The following is a 26083-nucleotide window of genomic DNA, read 5'->3' as shown; positions in this document are numbered from 1 at the left end:
CCCGGGCGTAATCTGCCTGCAAAACCCCCGCAATGCGGCCTAGGTTTGACTGGCCTGCTGGTCGAACTGGAGCCGAAGCGGGCGGACCTTATGGAGCGCATCTGCGACCGCCCCCTGATGCCCGCCAGCAAGCTGACGGCATGAGCCCCTTCGCCATGGCCGAGATCGCATCCCGGGCCCCCGAAGCCGCAGGCGAAACTCTGCTCTCGATGCGCGGCATGGACCTCCGAATTCAAAGCCGCGAGCATACCTACCAATGATGGCTATTTGGTCCCCATTCCGGAACAAACCAAGACTTTAGCCAGGGCACCACAGCAATCTCAAGGCCGCACGGCCAAGCCTTTCCCCACCGGAAGCCCGAAAAATCAGACACTTCCAAAAGCCGCTACAATTTCAGGATCACGGCCAAAGTCCTTCTTGACGAAAGCACACCCTATTGAATTCCGATTTGGCATAGCTTGACTGACTTTCCTCCCTCGCATTCTGGCCTTCGTCAGCTCGTGTTATCAGGCGCGCGAATGAGGTCGAAGCTCCGCTGCAAGCCTTCAAACTGAGCCCGGTAGAGCTATGGCGAATTCATAGTGCTCATTGCTATCGGACGCGGCCCGCCAGGATTCGCCGGGCGTCGATCTGTCGCGCCGGCGCCCTTCAGCCCTCTCACTCCAGCCGCTCGGGCCGCAGGGCCCGGCAGTCCCGCGACAGGAGCACGGTGTTCTCGCGGAAGGTGTCGATGGCCAGGGGCCGGACGGTCAGCTGCATGGCGCCTCCGCCGGTGATCATCCGGCTCTAGGGCGACCGAGGCAATCTCCGGGTCCCTGCGGGGGCGCCTCAGGCCATCGCGCTTCTCTCGCCCGGGCAGACGCACATGATCCCTCCACACTCCGGCGCTAGGCGATGAGACCGACCGTCGCGATGGCGATGCCCGTAGGAATGTCTCAGATGAGTCCACCCTGGCCCGCCGCCCTCAGGATCAGCACTGCGGCGTTCGCGATCGCACTCCTCTGTTCCGCCTGCAGCAGCGAAGGTTCGGGGGCGCCGGCCCCGGACTCCGGCGGAAACTCCGGGTCGGATGGGACCATGCCGATCACAACAGCGGATGTTGTCTGCGGCCTCAGCAAGGTTGTGCTCAATCCCACGCTCGGCGTGACAAGCCAGGCGACCTGGAGCTGCGCCAATGGCGACCGGACCCTATCGGCCAATGGGATTCCGGACCATGCGGTGGGCGTCTTCCCGAACCTGGAGAACCCGAACACGATCACCGCCCAGGCTGTTCAGTTCAAGGCCACACTGACCCCCACCGCCAGCACCCCGCAGATGGTCACCCCCTGGCGCCTGGGTTACCATCTCAACGGCGTCAAGTTTGATCCGCTGACAGCGGGCTCATGCCCGGCCAACGCCAAGTCCGTCAGCGACTGCACCCTGATCGGGCCGCCCAGTCAGTTCGGCCTCCTGGCGCTGGGCCAGTCCCTCTTCAAGTTCGGGGTCGACCAGAACAATGGCCATGTCCAGCCGGACGGCGCCTACCACTACCACGGCGTCCCGGAGGCCACCCTGACCGCGGCCGGGGCCTCGGCCGCGACGCCCAAGATCGTCCTGATCGGGTTCGCGGCGGATGGCTACCCGATTTACGCCCGCTTCGGTTACGCCAAGGCGACGGAGGCTTCGAGCGGCCTGAAGACCCTCGCCTCCAGCTATCGGCTCAAGGCGAACCCGGACCCGGGTCGTCCCGCGGTTTCCGTGATCCCCATGGGCGCCTTCACGGTCGACTACGAGTATGTTCCCGGCCTCGGCGACCTCGACGAATGCAATGGCCGGTTCGGGGTCACTCCGGAGTTTCCGAAGGGGATCTACCACTACTACGCCACCGACGCCTTTCCGTTCCTCCCCAACTGCTGGAAGGGCGCGCTCCCGTGATCGCCCTCGGAAGCCTGCGCCAATGAGGGCCGGCCTGCGCTTCCTCGCCCTCGCCCTCGCGGCCTGGGGGTTCGCCCTGTTTCCCGCCGAGGCGCACATGCTGCCGGATCGGACGGTGACGTTGAACGTCGTGAATGCGGAGGTCTACACCGCGGCCTCCATTCCCGTGTCCGCCCTGACCCGTTGGGACACCGACCGGGACGGTCGCCTCAGTTCCGGAGAGGTGTCCCGCGGCCAGCCGGGGATCGCGTCGGATTTCGCCGCCCGGTTCCGCATCTCGAGCGGGGGTCGCGCGGCCCAGCCGGTCGGGACTCTCATCCTGGCCTCCGAGGCCGGCGGCGCGGGGCATGCCGTGGACCACGTGATCATCCTGCAAAGATCCCGTCTCCCGGCGGCGCCGGAAACCCTGGCTGTGGAGGTGGACCTCTTCGGCTCTGGTCCGGACGGAGGGGACATGACCCTCACGGCCGCCCGCGGCCAGGTCTCGGAGGCGGCGGTCTTCAGCCCCCTCACGCGGCGCCACGTCTTCTTCCGAAGTCATGTCCGGGTCTTTCTGGACAATGTCGTCGCAGGATCCGCGCACATCCTGCGGGGGCCGGACCACCTGGTCTTCCTCCTGACCTTGCTCCTGGCGGGCGCAGGCTGGAGATACTGGGCCTCGGTGACCGCAGCCTTCACCCTGGCGCACAGCCTTTCGCTCTCCGCCGCCGCCCTGGGCGTCGTCAGGCTGGATCCGGGCCTCGTGGAGCCCGCCATCGGGGCGAGCCTGGTGATGATGGCGGGGCTGAACCTCGCAGGACGGACCCCTCCCATCGGTCTCAGGCTGGTGCTGGTCGTCGGCTGCGGCCTGCTGCACGGGCTGGGGTTCGCCTCGGGTCTTGGCGCCTTGCCCCTCGATGCCTCGACGCGACTCTCGACCCTCGCCGGCTTCAACCTTGGCGTTGAGGCGGGGCAACTGGTGTTCCTCGGCGGCGTCCTGCTCGCGGGACATCTCCTGGGACGGCGCGCGCCCCCCGCCCTTCGCGCCGCGGCGACGCCCGCCGCCGCCGGACTTGCCCTGGTGTTCGGCCTGGTCCTCACGGTCGAGCGCCTGGTCTCCGGCTGAATCCGGCGCGCGCGCCGAGGGTTTCAGACCTCGAAGCGGTAGCCCACCCCGTACACGGAGACGATGCACCGGGCCTGTGGATCGACCTTGGCGATCTTCCGGCGCAGGTTCTTGATGTGACTGTCGATCGACCGGTCGCTGACATCACGGAACTCGGCCCCCAGCTGGTCCAGAAGGCTGTCGCGCGTGAACACCCAGCCCGGGCGCCGCATGAGGGCGGCGAGGATCTGGTACTCCGAGCCGGAAAGGGACAGCCAGCGGCCCCGCCAGGCGATCCGCCGGCCCGCCGCATCCACCACATAGGGGGCGGCGGCCGGATCGGTTCCCACCCTCCCGCCTGACCGGCGTAGGAGGGCGGCGACCCGGGCCATGAGCTCCCGCATCCCGAAGGGCTTGCAGACATAGTCGTCGGCCCCCGCCTCGAGACCCGCCACCTTGTCCGCCTCCTCCGCCCTTGCCGTGAGGATCAGCACCGGAGCGGTCGAGAACCGGCGAAGCTGCCGGCAGACGGCCGGCCCCTCCATTCCCGGAAGCATCCAGTCGAGGATGATCAGGTCCGGAGGCTCATTCTCCATGGCTCTCAGGGCTCGCCCGCCGTCCCGGAAGGTCCGGACCTCATGACCAGCGTCGCGCAGATAGTCGGCGATCACCGCGCTGATCTTCGGATCGTCCTCGACCACGTAGACGCAGGCGGCGGGGCCGGGCGCGCTCATGCCGCCGCCCCATCCGGCAGGTAGACTTCGACCCTCAGGCCTCCGAGCTCTGACGCCAGCGCGCGGATGGCGCCGTCATGGGCGCGGGCGATCACCTCGCATATCGCGAGCCCCATGCCGCTCCCGCCCGCCTGGCGGTTGCGGTCCGGCTCAACCCTGTACAGGGGTTCGAACAGGCGCCCGAGGGCGTCCCGCGGGGGGGCGGGGGCCGTGTCGTCCACGGTGAGGATGAATCCCTGGCCCTCGGTCCGGCGAAGGGCGATGAGGATTCGGCCTCCGGGCCGGGTGTACTTGACGCTGTTGGTCAGCAGATTCGCGATCATCTGCTCCAGCGCCCGGCGATCTCCCTGGCAGGGCGCGCTCTGGAGCCCTCCGACATCAATTGTGAGAGTCAGGCCCGCGCCTCCCACCAGGAGCTCGAAGCGTTCCGCAGCCTCCTTCAGAAGGTCGACGAGATCGATGCTGTCGCTGCGGTCCGGCGTCCCGGACAGCCTGGCGACGGCGAAGACATGCAGGTCTTCCAGGAGCCCGGAAAGGCGGGCGGCTTCTTCGGCCAGGGATCTGATGGCGTCTGGCGTCAGTGGACGAACGCCATCCTGCAGGGCCTCGATCTCGGCGCGAAGGGCGGCGAGTGGAGTGCGCAGCTCATGCGAGATCTCCGCCAGCCAGCGCCGCCGCGCCGCGTCCATGGCTTCGAGCTCCTCCGCCATCCTGTTGATGTTGCCCAGGGTCTCGGCCACCTCGACGGGCCCGCGCTCGCGCAGCCGGGTCCGGAACTCGCCCCTGGCGATGGAGTCGGTGACCCGCCGGATCTCCCTCAGGCCTTCTCCCGAGGCCCTTGCGATCCAGAACGCCGCCAGGCTCCCCACCCCGAGGATCAATGCGCCGGCCAGGATCATGTGCCTCAGCTGGCGCTCCAGGAAGCCCGAATCGGCGGGCGTGGACAGGCGTGGCGGCAGGATCAGGCGGGCTTCGCCGACCTGTTCGCCCCGCACCACTATGGGCGCCCTTGGCAGGAGGGCGTGATCGGCGATCCGAAGCGCCCCCGAGGGACCCAGCAGCATCCGCCCCTGGTCATCGAGCACCACCAGGCGCGCCGTGAATTCCATGGGTGGGGCGAGCCGTTCCGGCGATCCAGGGATTGGGCGCGGCGGAGGCGGGCGGTCCTCTCTGGGCAGGTCAAGGCCGGGCAGGCTTCGGAGCAGGTCCGGGCGGTCGGCCAGCCTGATCGGCCCAGGCAGGGCGGAAAGCCTGCGCTCGAGGTTGGCGACATAGGCCTTGAGGTCGGCGAGGTCCCGCGCCAGCAGATAGTCCTGGAAGCCCTGTCGCAGGTTCAGGGCCATGGCCAGGGCCATGACCGTCGTGGTCGCCGCGGCGACGACCATGATCAGCAGAAACACCTGGTGAGCGAGGCGGAGCCTCATTCCGCGCATTCCTTCCAAGACGCACAAGCCTCACCCTGCGCCTGAAATGAGGAAAGACCGTGGACGTCAAGGATCGGTAAAGCCGTCGGGATGCGCCGGCGGCGCGACCGCTAAGGCGGTCTCGCCGCCGGCGCTCCGTCCGGGGAACGTCAGGCCGCCTTCATCCACCACTCCCCCTTGTCTTCCGCCTCATTGGAGCCGGCGGCCGTCATGAGGCTCGCCAGGCCTCCGGCCGGCGGGGCCGGCTTCGGGGCGGATGGGGATCCGGCGCCTTCAGGTCCGCCCTTGCGCATTTCGTTGAGGGCGCCGCCGATTTCCTCGGCGCTCAGTTCGCCATCCTCGTCCCGGTCGATCTTGGCGAGACTCTCGCTGATGTCATCGGGAGCCTCATCGCCCAGCACCGACTTCAGCTCCTCCGTGCTGAGGCCGCCGTTCCCGTCAGCATCTGCGGCCTGCATGAGCTTGCTGACCGGATCGTCGGAGTCCCCAAGCTTGCCGGCGCTCATTTCCTGAGCGTTCAGAAGTCCTGACATCGTACCCGACGACAGCCGCCCGCCCGCCAGACCTGGCGGCGGCCCCTTCTGGCCCTGCGGGCCGCCCGCGGGCCCGGCGCCGCCCGGCCCACCCTGTGGCGGCTGGGCCCCGGCAGGCCCGGCGCCGCCGACCCCCCCGGCCTTTCCCAAGAGGGCCGAGAGCATCTGCCCTGGCCCCTGGCTCGATTGTATCTGCATGACTGATCCCTTCCCGGGGCGCGCCCCGCCTTGTCGACCTCCCAGGAGCGGGAAGCCTCGAATCAAATCTCGCATGGGAGCGTGGTGAAAATTAGGGTTAACCATGTATTAACAGAGCATCGGAGGCTTCAGATCTGAAAGTCAGGTCATTCCCGCAAAGACGTGTGTCTTGAGTCGTCTATATTCATGTTTTCACCGACCCGGATGCGTCAGCATTGCTCTACTCTTGTCTCGCCTGAGACCTGGCGGGGATTGTCTGGCCCCGTAAGTCTCGGGCGAGAGCATCACCTCTCTCGGGCTCTTGTCTCAGGGTCGCCAGTTCGGTCGAGAGGGGGTGCATCCCTCGTCTCCCTGGGGCAGGGTAGGGGCCGGGATGACAGCGGGAGGCGCCCATGGGCCGGTTCGAAGGCAGGGTCGCGGTGATCACTGGCGCGGCCTCGGGCATCGGCGCGGCGGCGGCGCGGCGGTTCCACGCCGAAGGCGCCTCGGTGCTCCTCGCCGACCTGAACGCGGAGGCCGGCGAGGCCCTGGCGGCGGAGCTGGGCGAGGACCGGGCGTGCTTCCGGACGGTGGACGTGGCCGACTTTGGCGCCGTGGAGACCATGGTCGCTGACGCCGTCCAGGTCTTCGGCGGCCTCGACATCCTGTTCAACAACGCCGGCGTCGGCAGCTTCTCCAACGTCGTGGACCTGCCGGTGGACGACTGGCGCCGGGTGATCGATGTCGACCTGTCCTCGGTCTTCTACGGCTGCAAGGCGGCGATCCCCGCCCTGCGCGCTCGCGGCGGCGGGGCCATCATCAACACCGCCTCCATCTCCGGCCTGGCGGGGGATTTCTCCTTCGCCGCCTACAACGCCGCCAAGGCCGGGGTGATCAACCTGACCCGCGCCGTGGCCATCGACCACGCCCGGGAGAACATCCGCGTCAACGCCGTCTGCCCCGGGCCCGTGGACACCCCGATCATCGCCGGCATCAACGACCTGCAGGGGGTGCGCCAGGACTGGGACGCCAGGGTCCCCATGGGCCGGTTCGCGAGGCCCGAGGAGATCGCCGCCGTCGTCGCCTTCCTGGCCTCGCAGGACGCCAGCTACATGACGGGCTCCGTCCTGGCGGTGGACGGCGGGCTGACGGCCCACACGGGCCAGCCTGACCTGCCGCGCATGCTGGGCCTGGCCTGACGGGGGGTGGAGCGGATGCGCAAGGTCGTCGGCGAGAGCCTGGACTCCCTGGACGGCTACAGCCTCGTCGAGGCGCCGGTCCCCGAACCCGGCCCGGGCCAGGTGCGCCTGCGCATCACCGACTGCGGCCTCGGCTATGTGGACGCCCTGGTCGCACTCGGCCGCTACCAGGTCAAGCCGCCCCTGCCGCACACCCCGGGCCAGGAGGTCGCCGGCGTGGTCGACGCCCTCGGCGAGGGGGTGGCGGGCCTGGCGCCCGGCGACCGGGTCATGGCCACCGTGGCGGGGGGCTTCGCCGACTTCGCCCTGACGCCGGCCGTCGCCTGCGCGCGCCTGCCGGCCAACATGACCTCGGGCCAGGCGGCGGGCTTCCGCATCAACCACCTCACCGCCCTGCACGGCCTGGAGCACCGGGCGGCCCTGCAGCCTGGCGAGACCCTTCTGGTCCTCGGCGCCGCCGGAGGCGTCGGGACCGCCGCCGTCCAGGTGGGAAAGATCATGGGCGCCCGGGTCCTCGCCTGCGCCTCCACCCCCGAGAAGCGCGCCTTCGCCGCCGCCTGCGGCGCGGACGCGACCCTCGATACGGAGGGCGAGGGCTGGCGCGACCGGCTCAAGGCCCTGTGCGGCGGCAAGGGCCCCGACGTGATCTTCGACCCCGTCTGCGGCCCCCTGTTCGAGCCGGCCTTCCGGTCCCTGGCCTGGGGCGGGCGCCACCTGGTGGTGGGCTTCGCCGGCGGCCCCATCCCGGCCCTGCCCGCCAACCTGCCCCTGATGAAGGGCGCCTCCCTCACCGGGGTGGATGTGCGCCAGTTCCTGCTGTTCGAGGGCCCGCGCGCCGCGCAGACCCTCGACCGCCTCCTCGCCTGGGTGGCGGAGGGCCGCCTGTCGCCCCCCGAAGGCCGCCGCTTCCCCCTGGCCGACTATGGCGCGGCCCTGGAGTTCGCCCTGTCCGGCCAGGGCATGGGCAAGACCCTGGTTGGCCCCGGGGACTAGCCGGCCCGGCGGCCTGCATTCCCCCCCTCGCCATCCGCCCGCCTTTCGGCTAGAAGGCCCCTCCGCTGAAGACGCACCCGTAGCTCAGCTGGATAGAGCGTTGCCCTCCGAAGGCAAAGGTCACACGTTCGAATCGTGTCGGGTGCGCCAGTGAAATCAATGGTTTAGGTCGCCCGCGTTGGTGGGTTGGATGCGCCGGGTAGCACTCTGGGCAGCACGGCCCGCTCCAAGCCCCAGAATGGCGAAGCTCACAGCAGCACCCTCGGGCATAATCGCAATTGCATGAGGCCGCAGCTACCCTGGAAGGGCCCCTGCGCCAATCGCTCACGCGCTAGCCCATGCTACTTCGGCAGAAGGCATAGGCCGCACCCGATTGACCCGGGCGGGGCACCGGGTTGGCGTCCGGCGTGATCAAGCGTAAAGAATCTGCAGAATTGTTTGGAGTTGCAGATTCAAAATGGCCCGCAAACGCATCGTGGTTGAAACCTCAGAGGCGCAAAAGGCAGCGCTGTCGGAGAGGCTAGAGCTGCAAGGCGAAAGTTTCGCCAGCTGGGTAGAAGACCAAATCGAAGCGGAGCTTCCGCGTCGCGCAATCGCTGATGACATCACCGACAGCCCGCGTTCGGTCAGCGAGCTACTCGACAGCGCTCGTGTCTTTGGCGCGTTGAGCGCTGTCGATTGGTCCTTCACCAATGACGACACGCGGTACCTTACCCACGACCTACATCCCTATCCGGCGAAGTTTCCGCCGCAGATCCCTGCAGAATTGATCCGACGGCTTTCGCTCCCCGGCGACCTGGTCTTCGATCCCTTTGGAGGGAGCGGGACGACCGCTGTGGAAGCGGTGCGGCAGCGCCGCCGCGCGTGTTCCCTCGATGCAAACCCGCTTTCGGCACTCATCGGCCGGGTGAAGAGCGTCCCCCTCGCACCAGAAGCGGCCGCCGAGCTCGATGCTCTTCGAGTGACGGTTGACAGCTACATCGCAAACGCCGGCGGCAAAGGCGCAAACTGGGCGGAGGGTCTGATTGCGAAACATGCGGGGCTGATTCCCGACATTCCCAATCTGGAGAAGTGGTTCTGCACGGCCGCGACCGGCGAGTTGGCGCTACTCCGGCATCTGATCCAAAGCCTCACGTCAGCTTCAGCGCAGGATGCGGCGCTGTTGTCTCTCGCGCGCATCGTCACGAGGGTCTCAAACCAGGACTCAGAGACCCGCTACGTGGCGCATCCGAAGGAGCTCAACCCCGGCCTAACCCTTAGGGCCTTCAACGAGTCGCTGAAGACGGTAGTCCGAAAGTTGGAGACGTCGGCGCCGGCGCTCGCTGGTGCCTGCGCACACTTCGCGCATGGAGATGCGCGAACTTCGATTGCGACGGAGCTGCAACCCGCCTCCGTAGACCTGATCGTGACCTCGCCACCTTATCCGAATGCGACCGACTACCACTTGTACCACCGCTTCCGCCTGTTCTGGCTCGGTTGGGATCCCCGCCACCTTGGAGCCGTCGAGATCGGATCTCATCTCAAGCATCAGCGGAATGGGACGGACTTTGATGAGTACCGCGAGGACATGGCCGCAGTGCTCGAAGGGTGCTTTACTGCCCTTCAACCCGGGAGATACGCCGTTTTCATAGTCGGCGATGCGGTATTCAAAGGCGAAAGCTTTAGTACGGCTTCAGCCCTGGCCGCGGAGGCGCAGGAGATCGGCTTCGAAGTCGTGGGGACGATTGATCGCCCGATTCACGAAACGCGCAGGAGCTTCGCCAAACCGGCCCGGCGGGCGCGGTCAGAACAACTGCTTGTGCTCAGGCGTCCGAATGCTCCGGTGCGTGTGGCATTCCTTCCTCCTGCATATCGAATGTGGCCGTACGAGAAGGGTCTGCGGAAGGCTGAGCTCGCCGGCTTGGGCTTCACGCTATCTGAAGGAGACGACGGCGCGACTGAGCTGGTATCCGCTGCCTGCCAACCGGCACTTTGGAACGCCCGGCGAGCCGCATTTTCGACCGCCGCAGTTTACGGTGCGGGAACAGATCGTCAGCCGGTCTGGCAGAAGGTTCTCGAAAACGGGGATGCGGACAGCGCGACGCGGAAGGATCCCAAGTACGCGACCCACGGCATCCATCCGTACAAAGGCAAATTTTATCCGCAGCTTGCGAAGAGCCTCTTGAACACGTCGGCAATCGAGTGCGGCGCGACGGTTCTGGATCCGTACTGCGGAAGCGGGACGGTGCCGCTGGAATGCTTGCTGAACGGGTATCGTGCCTACGGCGTAGACATGAACCCGCTTGCCGCGAAGATCGCCAGGGCAAAAACAGGCGTCTTGCTCCTCGATCACGGGTTGGTTTCCGACGCAGGAGCCGCCCTCATTCGCGCGATTGAAAAGGGCCCCAAGATCCCTCGCAGCCTAGAACAATTTACGACAGCAACGCATGTCGAGCTGGAAAACTGGTTTCCGGAAACGGTTCTTTTCAAGATCAACTGGATATTGGATCAAATCCGGCGTTACGGCGACGCTACACTGGTTGACTATCTAGAGGTGATACTTAGCAGCATCGTTCGCGAGGTCTCCCAGCAGGATCCAATAGATCTCAGGATACGGCGTCGGAAGGAGGCGATTTCGGACGCTCCGGTCCTTGAGCTCTTTGCTCAGCGACTTTCCCACCAGCTGATGCGGCTGGGAAAGTATTGGTCAATTGAGTCGCGGCAACCGGGCGCGCGGTTCACCCCGGTCATCGAGGAGGGCGACTCCCGAGAGAGCCTCTTTTTCGATGACGTGGGGCTCGCCGCCGGAAGCGTCGACTGCGTTGTGACGAGCCCGCCCTACGCGACGGCCCTACCCTACATCGACACTGATCGGCTCTCGCTACTCGCGATCCTCGGCATCCCGTCTGCTGAGCGTAGCTACGTTGAGGAGGCGCTTACCGGGTCGCGCGAGATCAGGAGAAGAACAAAAGAAGCGCTTGAGAAGGAGCTTGAGCGGGGCGTCGCCGAGTTGCCGACTACGCTAATTGCGAGCCTTCGACACATTCAGAAACAGAACTTAGCGGATAACGCAGGCTTCCGCAGGCAGAACATGCCAGCCCTTTTGCTTCGGTACTTCAAAGACATACGCTCGACGCTTGTTCAACTGTCCAAAGTCCTGAAATCGAGTGGACGAGCCTACTACGTGGTCGGGGACAGCCGCACCAACGTCGGCGGAGATTGGTATGCGATCGAAACTTGCCGGCATATCTCAGAGATCGCATCGGACGTTGGCTTCTCGGTGCTTGCACCGATTGACATCGACGTCACGACGGAGCGCATGCTTCACATGAAGAACGCAATCACCACAAATCAGGTGCTCATCTTCGAGCGGCCCTAGAACCAACCGAAGCGACGCGGCGTCTGCCCACCACCCGGCATTTGTTGATTACATGCTGCGACCCACGCCCCGTAGTCGGGACTATCCGGTCGGTGGATTGTTATCTCGTAGTCGACGCCGGGTTCCTCACCTGGCGTCATTACCATGACTGAATAATCCGGGACGGTACCGACAAGCCTTGACGCTGTTATCCGGATTTCGCTCTTCCGCTCATAGTAGACGGTGTTGAGTCTATATTTTTCGTCCGAAAGCACCAGGGCCCTGCCCGCTCCATATACATGGATATTAACCACTGGATCGGGAACGCGCTGCGGGTAAGGGTTCCCCGTACTCTTGGGCGTGGTCATGCCATTGAACGGGAATTCGAAGAATGCAGGGTTTTGGAGCGCCGCGCTTACGCTCAAGAAAATCTCGCCGTTGTGGTGGGGCTTGATTTGGATGGCAAAGCCATTGGCTTGTGCGGGGCTAACCGTCGGGGCTGCCGAACTGGTTGGGCTCACGGTTGCTGTCGGCGTTCCGGTGGATGCCGCCTTTGCCGCCTTCGGATTTGCAAGCGCGCCTGGAGGTAGCGGGGATGCGGGCTGCAGAGGAAGTCCCGTCTTGGTCGCCGTTGTGGTGGAGCTCTTGCCCTTGGCAAGGGCCTTCCGCATTGCTGCTTCCCCGAGCACGTGCCCGTCGGCCACGAGTTTGTTCAGGAGCGCTAGGTCGAGCGGCTTCGTCGCTGCGCAGTTCGCTGGTAGCAGCTGATCCCAAAGAGCTTCCATTTCCTGCAAAACTGCCGCGTCCGCAGGTAGATTGGCGCAGACGCGAACTGCCGCTTCGAAGTTTGTCTCCGTTCCTCCGACCGTGAGATTGTTAGATCCCACGTAAATGCGGGCCAGCGCCGGTCCTTCGAAAATATATGCTTTTGGATGAAAAGTTATACCGCGCTCTCTCGTGACATAGACCTCGTCAAACATTGCCAAGGCGAACTCAAGAGCTTCCCGGCTTGTGCCCTGCTGGTCGATACCGATGATGGCTCGGACCCTACAGCCCTTCTTGCTCCACTTTTCGAGGTGCCCGCGAAGGCGGTGCAACGGCCCCGACTTGGCATAAGCGACGACGATCCGGAAATCTTGGAAGTCGGTAGAGGCTAGGTCCGCCTTCAACTCGTTCAAAAGGCGTCGCTTGCCCACCGCTTGATCGACGGGCTTGAGAATCTCGACCTTGGCCATACGCACCCCCAACCGCGGTGCGGTTGAGCCAACATCGATTCGCCCCATGCTTGCTAAGCTTGTCCTCGCTTCGAACCCGGCTGAAAGTGGTCTTGCTGGCGAGCTCGGCCTCCAGCAGGGCATTAGGTAAGGTTGAAAGCGCGAAGGAGGCCCCGGTGGATGACGCCTAAGGACTACGCCCGAGCCCTCTGCGGAGAGTCCGGCCGGCATGCTTCGACACCTGATGTCGCCGCGCGACTGCCTCTTGCAACCCACGACAACCAAGGCTCAATTCAACTAGGACTCTCGTCATCGCTGGATGAGAAACGGGGGTCACGTCACTCTGGTTCGCCAAGCCAATAAGGATGAGGGATGCACATCTGCGGCATGGTGATCCCGGTTCCCGAGGACCGGCTGGACGACTACCGCCAGTGGGCCGAGGCCAGCGCGGCCTTCTTTCGCGAGTATGGCTGCCTCGAGGTCGTCGAGAGCTGGGAGGATTTCGTCCCCGACGGCAAGCACACCGACTTCCGCAAAGCGGTCGCCGCCCGGCCGGGGGAGAAGATCGTCTTCGCCTGGCAGGTCTGGCCCGACAAGGCCTTCCTGGAGGCCGCCGAGGAACGGATGCACCAGGACCCCCGGATGGACAGCGCCGGGGCGCCGCCCTTCGACGCCTCCCGCCTGATCCTCGGCGCCTTCACGCCCCTGGTGGCGGCGGGCCGGTCCTGAGGCGGCGGCCCATGGCGGCGCGCCCCCGCCGCCCTATCTTGACGGGAGCGCAATCTCCGCGCCTCTTCACGCGCAGTCAGACCGGAGGGATCCCCATGGACATGCAGGCCATACTTGAGCGCCAGAAGGCGGCCCACCTGCGCGATGGCGAGGCCAGCGCGGCCCTGCGGATCGAGCGCATCGACCGCTGCATCCGGCTCCTGCGGGAGAACCGCCGGGAGATCGAGGAGGCGCTGAACACGGACTTCGGCTCCCGGTCCCGGGAGGCCACCGCCTTCACCGACATCGCCGGCTCCATCGGCCCCCTGCAGCACGCCCGGGACAACCTCGCCAAGTGGATGCGCCCGGAGAAGCGCAAGCCGACGCCGGCCATCCTGGGCCTCTTCGGCGCCAAGGCCGAGGTGCGCTTCCAGCCCAAGGGCGTGGTGGGGGTGATCAGCCCCTGGAACTTCCCGGTCAACCTCACCTTCGCCCCCCTGGCCGGCATCCTCGCGGCCGGCAACCGGGCCATGATCAAGCCTTCCGAGTTCACCCCGGCCACCTCGGAGCTGATGCGGACCATGTTCGCCGGCGCCTTCTCCGAGGAGGAGATCGCCGTGGTCACCGGCGGGCCTGAGGTGGGCGAGGCCTTCTCGCGCCTGGCCTTCGACCACCTGATCTTCACCGGGGCGACCTCCATCGCCCGCCACGTCATGAAGGCGGCGGCGGAGAACCTCGTCCCCCTGACCCTGGAGCTCGGCGGCAAGAGCCCGGTCATCCTCGGCAAGTCTGCGGACCTGTCCGTCGCCGCCGCCCGGGTCATGAACGGCAAGACGCTTAACGCCGGCCAGATCTGCCTGGCGCCCGACTATGTCCTGGCGCCGAAGGACCAGGTGGAGGGCTTTGTCGCCGCCGCCCGCGCCTCGGTCTCCACCATGTTCCCGACGATCAAGGACAATCCCGACTACACCGCCATCATCGCCCAGCGGCACTATGACCGGATCACCGGCTATATCGACGACGCCCGGGCCAAGGGCGCCCGGGTGATCGAGCTCAAGCCCGAGGGCGAGGACCTTTCCCAGCAGCCCCATCGCAAGATCGCGCCGACCCTGATCCTGGAGCCCACCGACGACATGAAGGTGATGCAGGAGGAAATCTTCGGCCCGGTCCTGCCGGTGAAGAGCTATCAGACCCTCGACGAGGCCCTGGACTATGTGAACGGCCGCGACCGGCCCCTGGGCCTCTACTATTTCGGCGACGATGCCGCCGAGCGGGAAGAGGTGCTCAGCCGGACGACGGCCGGGGGCGTCACCGTGAACGATGTCATCATGCACGTGGCCCAGGAGGACCTGCCCTTCGGCGGCGTCGGTCCCTCCGGCATGGGCAGCTATCACGGGGTCGACGGCTTCCGGGAGTTCAGCCACCGCAAGGCCGTCTTCAGCCAGATGAAGAAGGACATCGGCCCCCTGAAGATGCTGCGCCCGCCCTTTGGCCCGGGTATCCGCAAGTACCTGGACGGACAGATCCGGGGCTAGACCCCTCGCCGTCCTCCGGCCGGGCGATGTCGCGCCAGGTCAACCGGGACCCCCGGGGCTTGCTCATGGAGACGAAGATGCGCGCGGCGGACCGGCTCTACTCACTGACCCTGGCCTTCCTTTTCTCGCATGAGGTCGACGCCGCCTATCGGCATGAATGGCGGGTTCTTCCGCTGACGAGCTTCCTGCCGGATGATGTCGGGCGGGAGCTCTTCATCTGGATCCACGTCCCTCTTTTCGCGGCGATCCTGATCTACGGGTCCCGGCGTCCCGTCAGGGTCTGGCTGGCGGCGTTCGCCGTGGGACACGTTCTGCTCCACTGGATGTTCAGGAACCATCCGGCCTACGAGTTCAACAACCCGTCGTCCTGGCTCCTGATCCTCGGGGCCGGGCTGTTCGGCGCCCTGTACCTGGCGGCGGACCGGCCCTGGCGGAAGGCAGTTTGAGCCGATCCCGCCAGCCTCACTTCGACAGTAGAAGGTAGACGAAGCCGACATAGGCGGCGAGGAAGGCGACGCCTTCCATCCGGGTCAGTCGTCGTCCCGTCAGGGCGAAGACCAGGAGCAGGGCGGCCGACGCGACAAGCACGCCCCAGTCGAGCAGGCCCACATCCGCCGGGATCGGGAAGGGCCGGATCAGGGCGGTCACGCCCAGAATGCCCAGGATGTTGTAGATGTTCGACCCGACGATGTTGCCGAAGGCGACGTCCGACCGGCCCTTGAGCGCCGCAGCCAGGGTGGCCACGAGCTCTGGCAGGGAGGTGCCGATCGCCACGATGGTCAGCCCGATCACCGTCTCGGAAAGGCCGGCGATCCGCGCCGTCGCCACCGCCCCCGTGACCAGGAGGTCCGCGCCCAGCATCAGGAGGCCGAGACCCCCCGCCGCGAACAGGCCCGAGACCCAGAGGGCCTGGGGCGCCGGGTCGTGGGTGTGCGAGGACTCGATATGCACCTCGGCCGCCGTCCCGCCCCGGCTCTCCAGGCGCCAGACGATCAGGATGTAGGCCGCGAGGCCAGTCACGAGCAGGGCGCCGACAATTCTGTTCAGTTCGCCGAAGGCCAGGGCGAGGCCGGCGAGGAGAACCGAGACCCCCAGGGCGATGACCCCGTCGCGACCCACGGCCGCCGGGTTGACGGCGATCGGCTTGATCAACAGCACCAGGGCGAGGATCAGCAGGATGTTGCCGATGTTGGAGCCGAGCACATTGCCCAGGGCGATGCCCGGCGATCCGGCCAGGGCCGCGTCAATGCTGGTGATCAGCTCCGGGGACGACGTGCCGAAGCCCACCAGGGTGAGCCCGATCAGGAGCTCCGAGAGGCCAAGGCGCCGGGCCACGCCCACCGCGCCGCGAATGACGCCCTCGCCGCCCAGCGCAAGCAGGGCGAGACCGGCAATGATCTGAATGGCGATTTCCAAGCGAGGCCTCGAGCGATGATCTAGGTTTTCGGGGGGGGAAGCAGCCGGAAGGCGATGAGCCCCAGCAGCAGCGAGAGCGACGAGCCCATCAGGACGCCCAGCCGCGCCTGCGCTTCTCCGGCGACGTCGCCGTCGAAGGCGAGGGCGCCGATGAAGAGGCTCATGGTGAAGCCGATGCCGCAGAGGCATCCGACGCCGATCAGCTGCCCCAGCGAGAAGGGCAGCGGTGCTTTCGCCAGCCTCGCCGCAGCCAGGGCGAAGAGGGTGACGCCGATCGGCTTGCCGATCGCCAGTCCGAGGGCGACGCCCGCCGAGACCCCGCCGAGGATGTCCTGCGGTTTCAGGCCGGCGAGGGAGACCCCCGCGGCGCTGAAGGCGAAGATGGGCAGGACGACATAGGCCGAGAAGGGGTGGATGTAGTGTTCAAGCCGCCCGAGCAGGGTGTCGTCGCTCCCGATCGGCCGGGGCGGCACGATGAAGGCGGCGGCCACCGCCATGACGGAGGTGTGCACCCCGGACTCCTTGGACAGGCCCCAGGTGATCACCGCGACGGCCGGATAGATCCACATCGGCAGGGGGCGCAACCGGCCGAGCCCGTAGACGAGGCCAAGTAGGGCCAGGGCCGCAAACAGCGGGACATAGGCCAGCTCGGCGGTGAACAGGACGGCGATCAGGACGATGGCCATCAGGTCGTCGACGACGGCCAGGGTCAGCAGGAAGAGCCTGAGGCGCGGGTCCGCCTTCGGCGCAATGAGGGCCAGGGCGGCGAGGGCGAAGGCGATGTCGGTGGCGACCGGCACCGGCCAGCCGCGCGGATCCACGCCTCCGGCATAGGCGCTGTAGATCAGGACCGGAAGCAGGGCGCCGCCGAAGGCCGCCGCGACCGGCAGCAGAACGGTCTTGGGGTTGGAAAGCTCGCCGACGGTGAGTTCGCGCTTCAGCTCAAGCCCGATGACATAGAAGAACACGGCCATCAGGCCGTCCTTGACCCAGTCCTTGAGGGCGCCGCCCACCTGCCAGAAGCCGAGATCGAGGACGAGCGGCGTCTTGAGGAGGGCGTTGTAGCCGGCCGCCAGGGGCGAATTGGCGACAAGGATGGCGGCTGCGGCGGCGAGGGCGATCAAAAGGCCGCCGGCCGCTTCGGTTTTCAGGAACTTCAGGACGGCTGTCATGATCGTCTCCGGGCGGAACAGGCGGCAGGGCGCCCCGGCGCTGCGCGGGGCCGGGCGACGGCGGATCGCGCCCATATAGGACGCCAGGCGCGGGAACTGAACCTTTTGCGCGGCCATCTGCCCCGGTTTTTGGCCAGCGTCATGCGGGCCCGACCCCTGACAGCGGCCCGAGCGCCGCCAGGGCCTGGTCCCGGCGCTCCGTCATGGCGACCCTAGCGCGGTCGAGCTCGTCAGGCGGCAGGCCCCAGCCGTCCATGAAGGTGAGCTGGGCGGTGGGCATGTAGAGATCCCACCAGGCGAGGCGCGACGGGTGCAGCGGGGCGAGGGCGCCGTAGGCCTTGGCGAGGGCGTCCGCGGCCCCGGCGCCGAAGCGGCTGTGCAGGTCGCAGCAGGCTGCGGCCAGCTCGGCCATGGGATCGCCCAGGCAGGCGTCCTCCCAGTCCAGCAGGCCGGCCAATTCTCCACCCCGCCAGAGAAGGTTTCCCATCCAGAAGTCGCCATGCAGGAGGCGGGGCGACCCGGCGAAGGGCGGGCAGGCGGGCGCCTGGACCGCACCCGGGCCGAAGAGTTCCGGCCGCCAGGCCTTCAGGTCGGGCAGGGGGTCGGTGAAGGTCCGCATGGCCGGCAGGCCGTGCTCCGGGCCCAGGCGGTGCAGGGCGGCGAGGGCGCGCGCGGCCGGCCCGATGACGCTGGCGGGCGCGCCCGGCGGCGGCTCAACCTCGCCCTCGAGGAAGTCCAGGACCAGGGTGTCCGGCGGCTCGAAGCGGCGCAGGCGAGGGGCGGGGACGTCCAGGTCTGGAAGGCGCGCGAGCAGGGCGGCCTCGAGGGCGGCGCGCTCCGCAGGCGGCGGCTTGCCCGGCATGACCTTCGGCCGGCGCTCGACGACCGCACAGCTCCCTTCCTTCGTCTCGAACACCAGCTTCCGGGTGTGCGAGGCGACGCCCCCGGCAAGGGGTTCCGCCGACAGGAGCCGGCCGGAGGGGTCGAGGCTGCGGACCCGGGCCTCGGCGTCGATGAAGGGGGCGTCCATCCGCGAAGGGCTCCGAACCTGGCGTTGGAGCAGGCTACCATGCCTGCCCGCCCTTCCAATTCCCGCCCGGCCCGGTGTAGGGGTCCCGGCCATGACGACAGACGCCCCGACCCACCAGATGATCCTCGAGCGCCTCGGACCGGGGCGCTGGCGCGTGCCCGCCGGCGAGGAGTGGCGAAACCCTTCCGGCGGCCTGTGGGGCGGCTACGCCATCGGCCTCGCCACCCGCATCATCCAGGCCGAACCCGAGCGGGTGGGCGAGGTCCTGTCCCTGACCCTGACCTATGCCGCCGCCTTGCCGGCGGGCGACCTGGATGTGCGCACCCGCCGGATCCGCCAGGGCGGCTCAGTGGGGGTCTGGGAGGTGGAGCTGCGCCCGCCAGGCTCCGAGGAGGTTGGGGTCCACGCCATCGTCACCACGGCGAAGCGGCCTGACACCCCGCCCTTCGCCTTCGCCGCCATGCCGCAGGCCCCGGACCCGGCCAGCCTGCCGGCGCCGGAAATCCCCCACGCCCGCCAGCACTTCGGCTCCACCGTGCTGGAGCGCCGCAGCCTCGACGGCTTCCCGCCCAAGCCTTCGGCGGGGTCTCGTTCCCTGGCCTGGGTGCGCTCGCGCCGGGAGCCGATGGACAAGGCCCTGCTGGGCATGATCACCGACAATTCCCCGCCCCGGGCCATGTACGCCTTCGGCATGGGCGTCTCGACCACCACCCTGTCCCTGACGGTCTACCTCCACGCCACCGACGCCGAGGTGGCCGAGGTCGGCAATGACTTCATCCTCGTGGAATATGAGGGCCGGGTCGGCGGCGGCGGCGCCTCTGACGAGCGCTCCAGCTACTGGCGGCGCGACGGCAGGCTGCTGGCCACCTCAGAGCAGCTGGTCTGGTATCGCAAGGTCGCGCCCAGGCCACCGGAGTAGAACCCGGCGCCCGTCTCCGGGCCCGAGACCCGCCGCCGGGCGGGTAATCAGATATTAACCATAACTCGCGAGGGATGAGGTCTCCTAACCCGGGACCTGATCTCCATGCCGCAGGCGGACCCAGACCCTGCCTCTCCCGCCAACTTCGCCCGGGTTGCAGCCGACGCCCTGAGGGAGGCGACGGCGCAGACACCCCCGACGCACCGGAGATGCCCGTGACCTTCAAGGACTTCCTCGCCGACGGCGTCCAGACCAGCTGTCATCCAGCCCTCGAAGAGATCGCCGAGACCTGGACCGGAATGCTTGATCCGGCGGTCCTGGAGGGCATGACGGACGAGACCTTCCACCCGCGCATGGCGGCCTTCCTGGAAGGCGAGGGGCCGAGCGAGGCGGTCAAGCTCCAGATCGCGGGTGACCTTGAGCGAATCACCGTCCTGCGAGGGCCCGCGCCGCCCGAGTCCCTGCGCGGACGCGTCGGCGCAGTCGCGCGGCCCATCCTCGCCGGCATCGCCGACACTCTGGTCCTCGGCCGCCGGACCCTGCCCTTCTCGCGGCTTCGACGGGCGCACGTCCTGCTGGTCGGCGACCTTGAGGGTCCCGGACACTCGCCCACCGAGACCGCCATCGACTACGCCGCGACTCTGGCCATGGATCCGAATGTCGATCGGCTGGAGATCGTCTACTCCGGCTTCATGACGCTGGACATGGCGGGATACATCCGCGAGCGGCTTGGGGGGTTTCCAAGGGAGCGCGGGATTTCCCTTGTGTCCACCCTCGAGAACGACGGGTTTCTCGCCGACATCCTCGGCAGGGGCCCCTGCACCTTCCACATGGTCTCGGAGCCTACCCTGTCTCCCGTCATCAGCGTGGTGAGCCGGCTTGGTCCGACCCTCATGCACACCTCTGCGGACATCGCGCCGGTCCAGTACGCCGACGTCTACTGGTCCGGCCATTCAGGGGCTTACATCGAACAGCTCTGGCGCAGGCAGGCGGCGCCGGAGGCCTTTGCCAGGAACCATGTCCAGGTTCTCTCCGGCCCCTGGAGGGAGGCGCCTCCGCCCGCGCCCGTCACCCGCGCCGAGATCGGCGCGCCGGACGACGCCATCATCATCGCCACGGTGGGCGACCACCTCGGCGCCGAGCTTGACGAGGCCTACATCACGGGCGTCGAGCTGGCTGTCCGCGACCGGCCGCACTGTATCTGGATGGTGGTCGGCGACCTACCCGGGTCGCTGTCGAACGCCTGCCGACAGGTTCTCGGCGACCAGTTCCTGCATTTTCCGGATACCGGACAGATTGAGCGCCTGATGGGCGCGGTGGACATTTACGCCAATCCCTTCCGGGGCGGCGGGGGCCGAAGCGCCCGCATGGCGGCCCGCGCCGGGGCCATCCTGCTCAGCCTGAACCAGGGCGATGCGGCCACGGCTGTCCCTGAGGACATCCGAGCGTCGGACCCGGAGGACGTCTTCCGCCGCCTCGACATGCTGATCGAGTCGGTGGAGCTGCGGGAAGCCTGCCGAGCCTACCAGACGGACTACATCGCCAAAATCTGCGATCAGCGGGCCTTCCGCTCTAGCCTGTCCGGCATGATCACCCTCGCTGCGAAGCGCTACGCGGCCCGCCTCGGGGGCCTGCCCCTGTCCCAGACCGTGTTCGCGGCGTCGGGCGCTCTGGCGGCGGCCAGCTGACCTTGGACGCCCAGAACCTGAAGGCTGTGGGGTTCGAGCTGGTCTTCGCCGCCCTGCTCCTCGTCGGCGATCCCTGGCGGGCCGTCCTGGCTCTGCTTGGCTGACGCCAGGACGGGCCCGCGGCCGGGACTCAGAGGGCGAAGGTGAAGCCGCCATTCACCGGATAGACCTGTCCGGTGATCCAGCTCGAGGCTTCCGACGACAGGAAGAGCACCATGTTGGCCACGTCGTCCGGGCGGCCGGGGCGGCGGATGATGTACTTCTCCATCTGCCGCTTCAGTCGCTCGGGATCCCCGTTCAGGGTCCGCTCTACGGCCGGGGTGGCGGTCAGGGCGATGGCCACCGAATTCGCCGTGATCCCGTAGCGGCCAAGGGTCCGGGCCACCGAGCGCATGAAGCCGGCCGCGCCCGCCTTGCCGGCGGCGTAGATTTCCATGTTGGCGTCGCCCCAGCGGCCGGCGTCCGAGATGATGGTCACGATCCGTCCCGGCGCCTGGCGCTGTATCATGCCGGGGATCACGGCCCCGGTGCAGTTGATCACGCCGTAGAGGTTGACCCCGAGAAAGGTCTGCCAGGCCTCGGGCCCGGTTTCCCAGAAGGGCAGGCGGGCGTCGGCGGACGGCGTCGCACCGGCGTTGCCGGCGTTGTTGACGAGGACGCCGATGGCGCCCAGGTCGGCGCTGGCCTTGGCCACCATCTCCTTCACGGCGGCCTGGTTGGAGACGTCGCACTGCAGGGCCAGGGCTTTGCCGCCCGCGGCGCGGATTTCCTCGGCCACCGCCTCGGCGCGCTCCAGGACGTAGTCGTTCACCACCACGCCGCCGCTGTTCGCCGCGCCGCCCAGGTGCAGGGCGATCTGGCGTCCGACACCCTGGCCGGCGCCCGTCACAAGGGCCACGCGGCCGCCCAGATCGAGAATGTCCGTCATCTTGTTTCCTCCCTCGCTTCAGCAGGTCTGCCGACCATTCTAGAGCGGCTTGCCGCCGGGAGGATAACCCGGATCCGGCGATGTCCTACGTCACAGGCCACAGGCTTACGACTTCGGCCAGGGGGTCGAGGACGTCCAGGGCCAGAATCCAGGCCAGGGGCAGGCCGAAGAGTCCCTCCTCCGCCCCCCTGATGTTGCCGGCGATCGCCGCGATGGACCCCGAGTTCCCGTCGTGGTTCGAGGCGATCCGGAGGGTGTCCAGGAGATCTTCGCCGCGCAGGGCTGCGAAGAGGGCGATGGCCAGGGCCTCAGGCCCGGTTCGTCCCGGCCCCAGGCGGCGGATTCCCTCGACATCGGGAATCCGGGGTCTACCGGCCAGGTCGACAGCCCTGTCGGTCAGTTCCAGGGTCTGGCGGGCTCCCGGATTCAGGGCGAGCAGCGACCTGGCGGCCGCCCAGGACTCATCGAGCCCGCGCCCGGTCATGAGGTGGGCGACGAGGGCGGCGAGGGCGCCGGCGGGCAGGTGACCGGAAGGATGGCCATGGGTCAGGGCCGCCCCCCGGACCCCGATCTCGAAGGCCGACTGCGGAGTGACGTCGGGAAGGAGGCCCGCGGGGGCTGAGCGTGTCACAGCTCCGCATCCCGGGGAGTCGTTGATCGGCCGCACAAGATCACCCCGACCGCCAGCCCTCAGCGCCGAAAGGCAGGTTCTTCCGGGCCCTCGGCGGACCCACATGGAGGGGTGAGCGAGCAGACCGGCCCGGCCCGGGATGAAGCTTCCCTCCTGGGTTTCAAGCCAGTCCAGAAGGGCCAGCCGCTGACCGACCGTCCTGGCCTCAGTGGATCTGTCACCGGCCCTGATCAGGCCCTGAGCTGCGAAGAGCGCCATCTGGGTATCGTCGCTCACGCGGATGCGGCCCGCCGCATCAAACTCGGGAACCTGGACGCCCGCGTCTCCATACCGCCGCTGAATCTCGGACGCCTTCAGGAACGCCACCGCCGAGCCCATGGCGTCGCCCACAGCCCCCGCAGCCATGCAGGCGATTCGTCGGGACAGGCGGTCCGGGTCCTCACCCGGCGTTTCCGGCGCCAGAACAGGCCCCGCCTCGTTCAGGCCCTCCGCACCTCCGGGCCGGACCGACCGGACCTTTCGCCAGGCGGTCTCAGGGTCCTCGCCCATCTCGACCAGGAGCCGGGCCGCCAGGAAGGCCGCGCGACCGCCGTCGCCGGTGCAGTGAAGAAGAATGCGCGCGCCACGGGAGAGCAGGTCCCTGAGTTCGGCGCCCGCGAAAATCCAGGCCCTTTCAAACCGGGCGTCCGGGGGCCGGTGCTCCCGAAGCGGCAGGTGTCGCCACTCCAGCGCCTCCGCCTCGAAGCGCACCTCCGGCCGGAGACCTTTCAGGGCTTTGAGCTCTGCGGCTTCAAGAAGCGAGACCAGGACAGTGGGGCGCCAGCCGACCAGGACGGCCAGGTCGGCCTCAAGATCCCGTCGCCCCGCCTTTTCGCCCGGCCAGAGGACCAGTCCGATCCGTCCTGCTCCGGCCGAGAGACTGTCAATCCTCGGGGGCGCGCTCTTCTGGGCCCGACTCACGTTCCGCTTCTCCTGACCCGGCCGCGGCTTGGCGCCCTCGCATTCCTGTCGGCGGCGGCCGAGGCCCGCCGAGTCCGCCCGGGCGCTCACCCTTTGGTTGTACGCCTGCGCGTGATCCGACGCCAGATTCCGCCGCCGCCACAGATTGTCCCGAAACGGAACGGAAGGGCCAGTCTGAGCGGCTCCGATCAACTGCGATTGCGACCCGGCGGGATGACGTCTGCAATCCCGCCGGCGGCTCTTCTTGCCACAGTCGGGGTTAGCCCCCGGTAAACTCGGCAGGCGCTGGATCTGGGGGCAGGGATTAACCTTGATGGCAGGTCGGTCAAATTGAACCGACCCTTGCGGTCCGCGGCGCGGAAAGGTTCATGTTCTGGACTTCCCCGTCGTCCTAGACGCCGCGATCGACGTGGCGATCTACCTGGAGCGGGAAGGCCGGCGTTCAGTCCACCAGCCTCTGCATGAGGTAGGTGTACTCCAGGGCCTGGCGCAGGGCGCGCTCGTTCAGGTTGGCGGCGGCGGCGTGACCTCCGTCCATGTTCTCGTAGTAGAGGTAGTCATAGCCAAGTTCGCCCAGCCGGGCGGCGGCCTTGCGGGCGTGGGCCGGATGGACCCTGTCGTCCTTGGTCGACGTCACGAGGAAGACGCTGGGATAGGGCCGCCCCGCCTTCAGGTTCTGGTACGGCGAGTAGGAGAGCAGCATCTCGCGCTCAGCCGGGATGGCCGGGTCGCCGTACTCTCCCACCCAGGAGGCGCCGGCCCCGATCTGGGTGTAGCGGATCATGTCGAACAGGGGCACCTGGATGACCACGGCGTTGTAGAGTTCCGGACGCTGGGTCAGGGCGACGCCCATGAGGAGTCCGCCGTTCGACCCCCCCATGATCCCGAGCCGCCGGGGCGAGGTGTAGCCGCGACGGATGAGGTCTTCGGAGACGGCGAAGAAGTCCTCATAGACCCGCATCCGGTCCAGCTTCAGGCCGGCGTTGTGCCAGCGCGGCCCGAACTCGCCGCCGCCCCGGATATTGGCCACCACATAGATCCCGCCCCGCTCCACCCAGAGCTTTCCGGGCGTGGCGGCGTAGGCCGGCGTCTGGCTGACCAGGAAACCGCCATAGGCGTAGAGGAGGGTCGGGTTGGAGCCGTCCATCGGTGCATCCTTCCGGCGGACGACCGAATAGGGGACCCGCGTCCCGTCCTTCGAGACCGCCCAGTGCTGCTCGGCGATCATGTTTGAGGCGTCGAACCGGGCCGGCAGGCTGCGCAGGCGCTCCGGCGCGCCGCCCGAGGCGTCCGCCAGCCACTGGCTGGTCGGGGACAGGTAGCCCGCCGCGCTCACCAGGATCCGGTCGCCATCCCGGCTGACCGAAGTGAGGGTCAGGGTCGAGTCCACCGGCAGGGCGAGGGTCTCTGAGCTCCAGCCGCCGCCGGACCGCTTCAGGCTCCGGACCTGGCCCCGGACATTGTCCAGGAGGCCAATGACCAGCCGGTCCCGGGTCGAGGCGACCTGTTCGACGCTCTGGCTCTCGGTCGGACGCAGCACCAGTTCCGGCCGCAGGGCTTCCGGCGCGGCTCGGACTGCGGCCAGGTCGAAGTCGACAAGGTCACCGGCCTTCAGGCCGGCCGCCGCCCAGTCGGCCTCCAGGCTGACCACCAGCCGGCCGGCGACCAGGGCCTGGACGGTCGAGCGCAGGGGCAGGGCCAGCTTCAGGGTCCGGTTTCCAGCCAGCAGGTGATGTTCGGCGCTGAAGGTGTCGAGGGGCCGGGTCAGGATCACGGCCTCGACCTCTCCCCCGGCGTTCCGGAAGACCTGCCCGTTCACCCCGTAACCGCCGTCCTTACGGTCGCCGCGGAACACCTCCGGGGCCTCGGCGAGCGTCTGACCCCGCGTCAGCAGACGCGCGACGTACGGATAGCCCGAGACGGTGCTTTCCGCCGGCGAAAGGGCCGTGACGACCAAAAGGGTGTCGCGGTCGATCCAGTCAAAGCGGTGCTTGCCCTCAGGCAGGCGGAACCCGCCGTCGAGGAACCGGCCCTCGCGGGCGTCGAACTCCCGCACCGTCACGGCGTCCTTGCCCCCATCGGACAGGCTCACCAGGCAGAGCCGATTGTCCGGCGCCAGACAGTCGACCCCGGCGAAGACCCAGTTGCCGCCTTCCGACTTCGCCAGGGCGTCGACGTCGAGGATCGTACGCCAGGCCGGCGCGCCCGACCGGTAGCTGGCGAGGTCCGTCTCGCGCCAAAGGCCCCGGACATGGGTGCGGTCCTGCCAGAAGTCCCGGATCCTTTCCCCGCCGGCGAAGGCGATCCCGGGAATGCGGTCCGGGGCCGTCGCGATGGCCTGGGCCTCCGCGTAGAGGCCGGCATAGCGCGGGTCGTTCTGGAGCCTGGGCAGGGAGCGGGCGTTCTCGGCCTTCGCCCAGGTCAGGGCGCGCTCGCCCTCGATCTCCTCCATCCAGGTGAAGGGGTCATCCCCGGCTCGGGCTTCGG

General features: G+C 67.8%; 21 protein-coding genes and 1 tRNA gene. 11 read left to right on the top strand and 11 right to left on the bottom strand.

The genetic code is table 11. The annotated features are described in order from the left end of the window. Positions 1 to 935: 935 nt before the first annotated feature. Entirely contained in the window at positions 936 to 1079 is a 144-nt protein-coding gene (locus INE98_RS01870) for a hypothetical protein (protein WP_293513745.1), read from the bottom strand. On the opposite strand from INE98_RS01870, the gene INE98_RS01865 reads away from it, so the two are divergent. Both INE98_RS01865 and INE98_RS01860 read left to right on the top strand, forming a co-directional pair. Further along, positions 1078 to 1914: a YHYH protein gene (locus INE98_RS01865; protein WP_293536084.1), complete on the top strand. Its 837-nt coding sequence runs from the start codon at positions 1078 to 1080 to the stop codon at positions 1912 to 1914. The genes INE98_RS01870 and INE98_RS01865 overlap by 2 nt on opposite strands. A 22-nt stretch (positions 1915 to 1936) precedes the next feature. Next, complete coding sequence (locus INE98_RS01860; RefSeq protein WP_293536082.1) at positions 1937 to 3019, top strand: HupE/UreJ family protein; 1083 nt, start codon at positions 1937 to 1939, stop codon at positions 3017 to 3019. Positions 3020 to 3042: 23 nt separating this feature from the next. Here INE98_RS01860 and INE98_RS01855 read toward each other — a convergent pair whose 3' ends face one another. The 3 genes from INE98_RS01855 to INE98_RS01845 form a co-directional block, all read right to left on the bottom strand. Continuing rightward, on the bottom strand, positions 3043 to 3732 hold the full coding sequence (locus INE98_RS01855) for a response regulator transcription factor (RefSeq protein ID WP_293536080.1): 690 nt from the start codon (positions 3730 to 3732) through the stop codon (positions 3043 to 3045). Then, entirely contained in the window at positions 3729 to 5156 is a 1428-nt protein-coding gene (locus INE98_RS01850; RefSeq protein ID WP_293536078.1) for an ATP-binding protein, read from the bottom strand. The genes INE98_RS01855 and INE98_RS01850 overlap by 4 nt, the downstream gene beginning before the upstream one ends. A gap of 149 nt (positions 5157 to 5305) precedes the next feature. Beyond that, positions 5306 to 5887 carry a hypothetical protein gene (locus INE98_RS01845; protein ID WP_293536077.1) on the bottom strand — a complete coding sequence of 194 codons (582 nt, stop codon included), beginning with the start codon at positions 5885 to 5887 and terminating at the stop codon, positions 5306 to 5308. A 392-nt stretch (positions 5888 to 6279) separates the two neighbouring features. On the opposite strand from INE98_RS01845, the gene INE98_RS01840 reads away from it, so the two are divergent. The 4 genes from INE98_RS01840 to INE98_RS01825 all read left to right on the top strand — a co-directional run bounded on the left by INE98_RS01840 (position 6280) and on the right by INE98_RS01825 (position 11416). Then, on the top strand, positions 6280 to 7065 hold the full coding sequence (locus INE98_RS01840) for an SDR family NAD(P)-dependent oxidoreductase (RefSeq protein WP_293536075.1): 786 nt from the start codon (positions 6280 to 6282) through the stop codon (positions 7063 to 7065). A gap of 15 nt (positions 7066 to 7080) precedes the next feature. Then, positions 7081 to 8058: an NADPH:quinone oxidoreductase family protein gene (locus INE98_RS01835; RefSeq protein WP_293536074.1), complete on the top strand. Its 978-nt coding sequence runs from the start codon at positions 7081 to 7083 to the stop codon at positions 8056 to 8058. Positions 8059 to 8131: 73 nt separating this feature from the next. Continuing rightward, positions 8132 to 8208, top strand: a tRNA-Arg gene (locus INE98_RS01830). Between the two features lie 307 nt (positions 8209 to 8515). After that, the gene (locus tag INE98_RS01825; protein WP_293536072.1) at positions 8516 to 11416 is read left to right on the top strand and encodes a DNA methyltransferase; all 2901 of its coding nucleotides are present in this window, start codon (positions 8516 to 8518) and stop codon (positions 11414 to 11416) included. On the opposite strand, the gene INE98_RS01820 is transcribed toward INE98_RS01825, so the two are convergent. Continuing rightward, positions 11413 to 12630, bottom strand: a complete 1218-nt coding sequence (locus INE98_RS01820) for a phospholipase D-like domain-containing protein (protein ID WP_293536071.1) — start codon at positions 12628 to 12630, stop codon at positions 11413 to 11415. The two genes, INE98_RS01825 and INE98_RS01820, sit on opposite strands and share 4 nt — an antisense overlap. Before the next feature lie 351 nt (positions 12631 to 12981). On the opposite strand from INE98_RS01820, the gene INE98_RS01815 reads away from it, so the two are divergent. The 3 genes from INE98_RS01815 (at position 12982) to INE98_RS01805 (ending at position 15298) form a co-directional block, all read left to right on the top strand. Next, a complete protein-coding gene (locus INE98_RS01815) occupies positions 12982 to 13338 on the top strand; it encodes a DUF1428 domain-containing protein (RefSeq protein ID WP_293536069.1) in 357 nt (118 codons plus the stop codon). Between the two features lie 95 nt (positions 13339 to 13433). Then, entirely contained in the window at positions 13434 to 14852 is a 1419-nt protein-coding gene (locus INE98_RS01810; RefSeq protein WP_293536067.1) for a coniferyl aldehyde dehydrogenase, read from the top strand. 77 nt (positions 14853 to 14929) lie between these two features. Beyond that, complete coding sequence (locus INE98_RS01805) at positions 14930 to 15298, top strand: DUF6713 family protein (protein WP_293536065.1); 369 nt, start codon at positions 14930 to 14932, stop codon at positions 15296 to 15298. Positions 15299 to 15314: 16 nt separating this feature from the next. On the opposite strand, the gene INE98_RS01800 is transcribed toward INE98_RS01805, so the two are convergent. From INE98_RS01800 to INE98_RS01790, 3 genes are all read right to left on the bottom strand, one after another. Continuing rightward, positions 15315 to 16268 carry a calcium/sodium antiporter gene (locus tag INE98_RS01800; RefSeq protein WP_293536063.1) on the bottom strand — a complete coding sequence of 318 codons (954 nt, stop codon included), beginning with the start codon at positions 16266 to 16268 and terminating at the stop codon, positions 15315 to 15317. A 20-nt stretch (positions 16269 to 16288) separates the two neighbouring features. Further along, complete coding sequence (gene nhaA / locus INE98_RS01795) at positions 16289 to 17440, bottom strand: Na+/H+ antiporter NhaA (protein ID WP_293536062.1); 1152 nt, start codon at positions 17438 to 17440, stop codon at positions 16289 to 16291. Positions 17441 to 17579: 139 nt separating this feature from the next. Beyond that, a complete protein-coding gene (locus tag INE98_RS01790; RefSeq protein WP_293536060.1) occupies positions 17580 to 18470 on the bottom strand; it encodes an aminoglycoside phosphotransferase family protein in 891 nt (296 codons plus the stop codon). 91 nt (positions 18471 to 18561) lie between these two features. Here INE98_RS01790 and INE98_RS01785 point away from each other — a divergent pair, with 91 nt between their 5' ends. Together INE98_RS01785 and INE98_RS01780 are read left to right on the top strand one after the other, a co-directional pair. Next, a complete protein-coding gene (locus tag INE98_RS01785; protein WP_293536058.1) occupies positions 18562 to 19389 on the top strand; it encodes a thioesterase family protein in 828 nt (275 codons plus the stop codon). Between the two features lie 215 nt (positions 19390 to 19604). Beyond that, the gene (locus INE98_RS01780) at positions 19605 to 21077 is read left to right on the top strand and encodes a hypothetical protein (RefSeq protein ID WP_293536056.1); all 1473 of its coding nucleotides are present in this window, start codon (positions 19605 to 19607) and stop codon (positions 21075 to 21077) included. 130 nt (positions 21078 to 21207) lie between these two features. Here the strand turns inward: INE98_RS01780 and INE98_RS01775 are convergent, their stop codons facing one another. The 3 genes from INE98_RS01775 to INE98_RS01765 all read right to left on the bottom strand — a co-directional run. Continuing rightward, positions 21208 to 22005: an SDR family oxidoreductase gene (locus INE98_RS01775; protein WP_293536055.1), complete on the bottom strand. Its 798-nt coding sequence runs from the start codon at positions 22003 to 22005 to the stop codon at positions 21208 to 21210. An 85-nt stretch (positions 22006 to 22090) separates the two neighbouring features. Further along, entirely contained in the window at positions 22091 to 23596 is a 1506-nt protein-coding gene (locus tag INE98_RS01770; protein ID WP_293536053.1) for an ADP-ribosylglycohydrolase family protein, read from the bottom strand. 442 nt (positions 23597 to 24038) lie between these two features. Further along, a partial coding sequence (locus INE98_RS01765; RefSeq protein WP_293536051.1) for a prolyl oligopeptidase family serine peptidase occupies positions 24039 to 26083 on the bottom strand: 2045 nt, incomplete at its 5' end.

The sequence above is a fragment of the Phenylobacterium sp. genome (genome assembly GCF_020253645.1).
Taxonomy (GTDB): domain Bacteria; phylum Pseudomonadota; class Alphaproteobacteria; order Caulobacterales; family Caulobacteraceae; genus Phenylobacterium.
The sequence above is the reverse complement of the archived record's forward strand: the minus strand, read 5'-3'. Positions and strand labels throughout refer to the sequence as shown.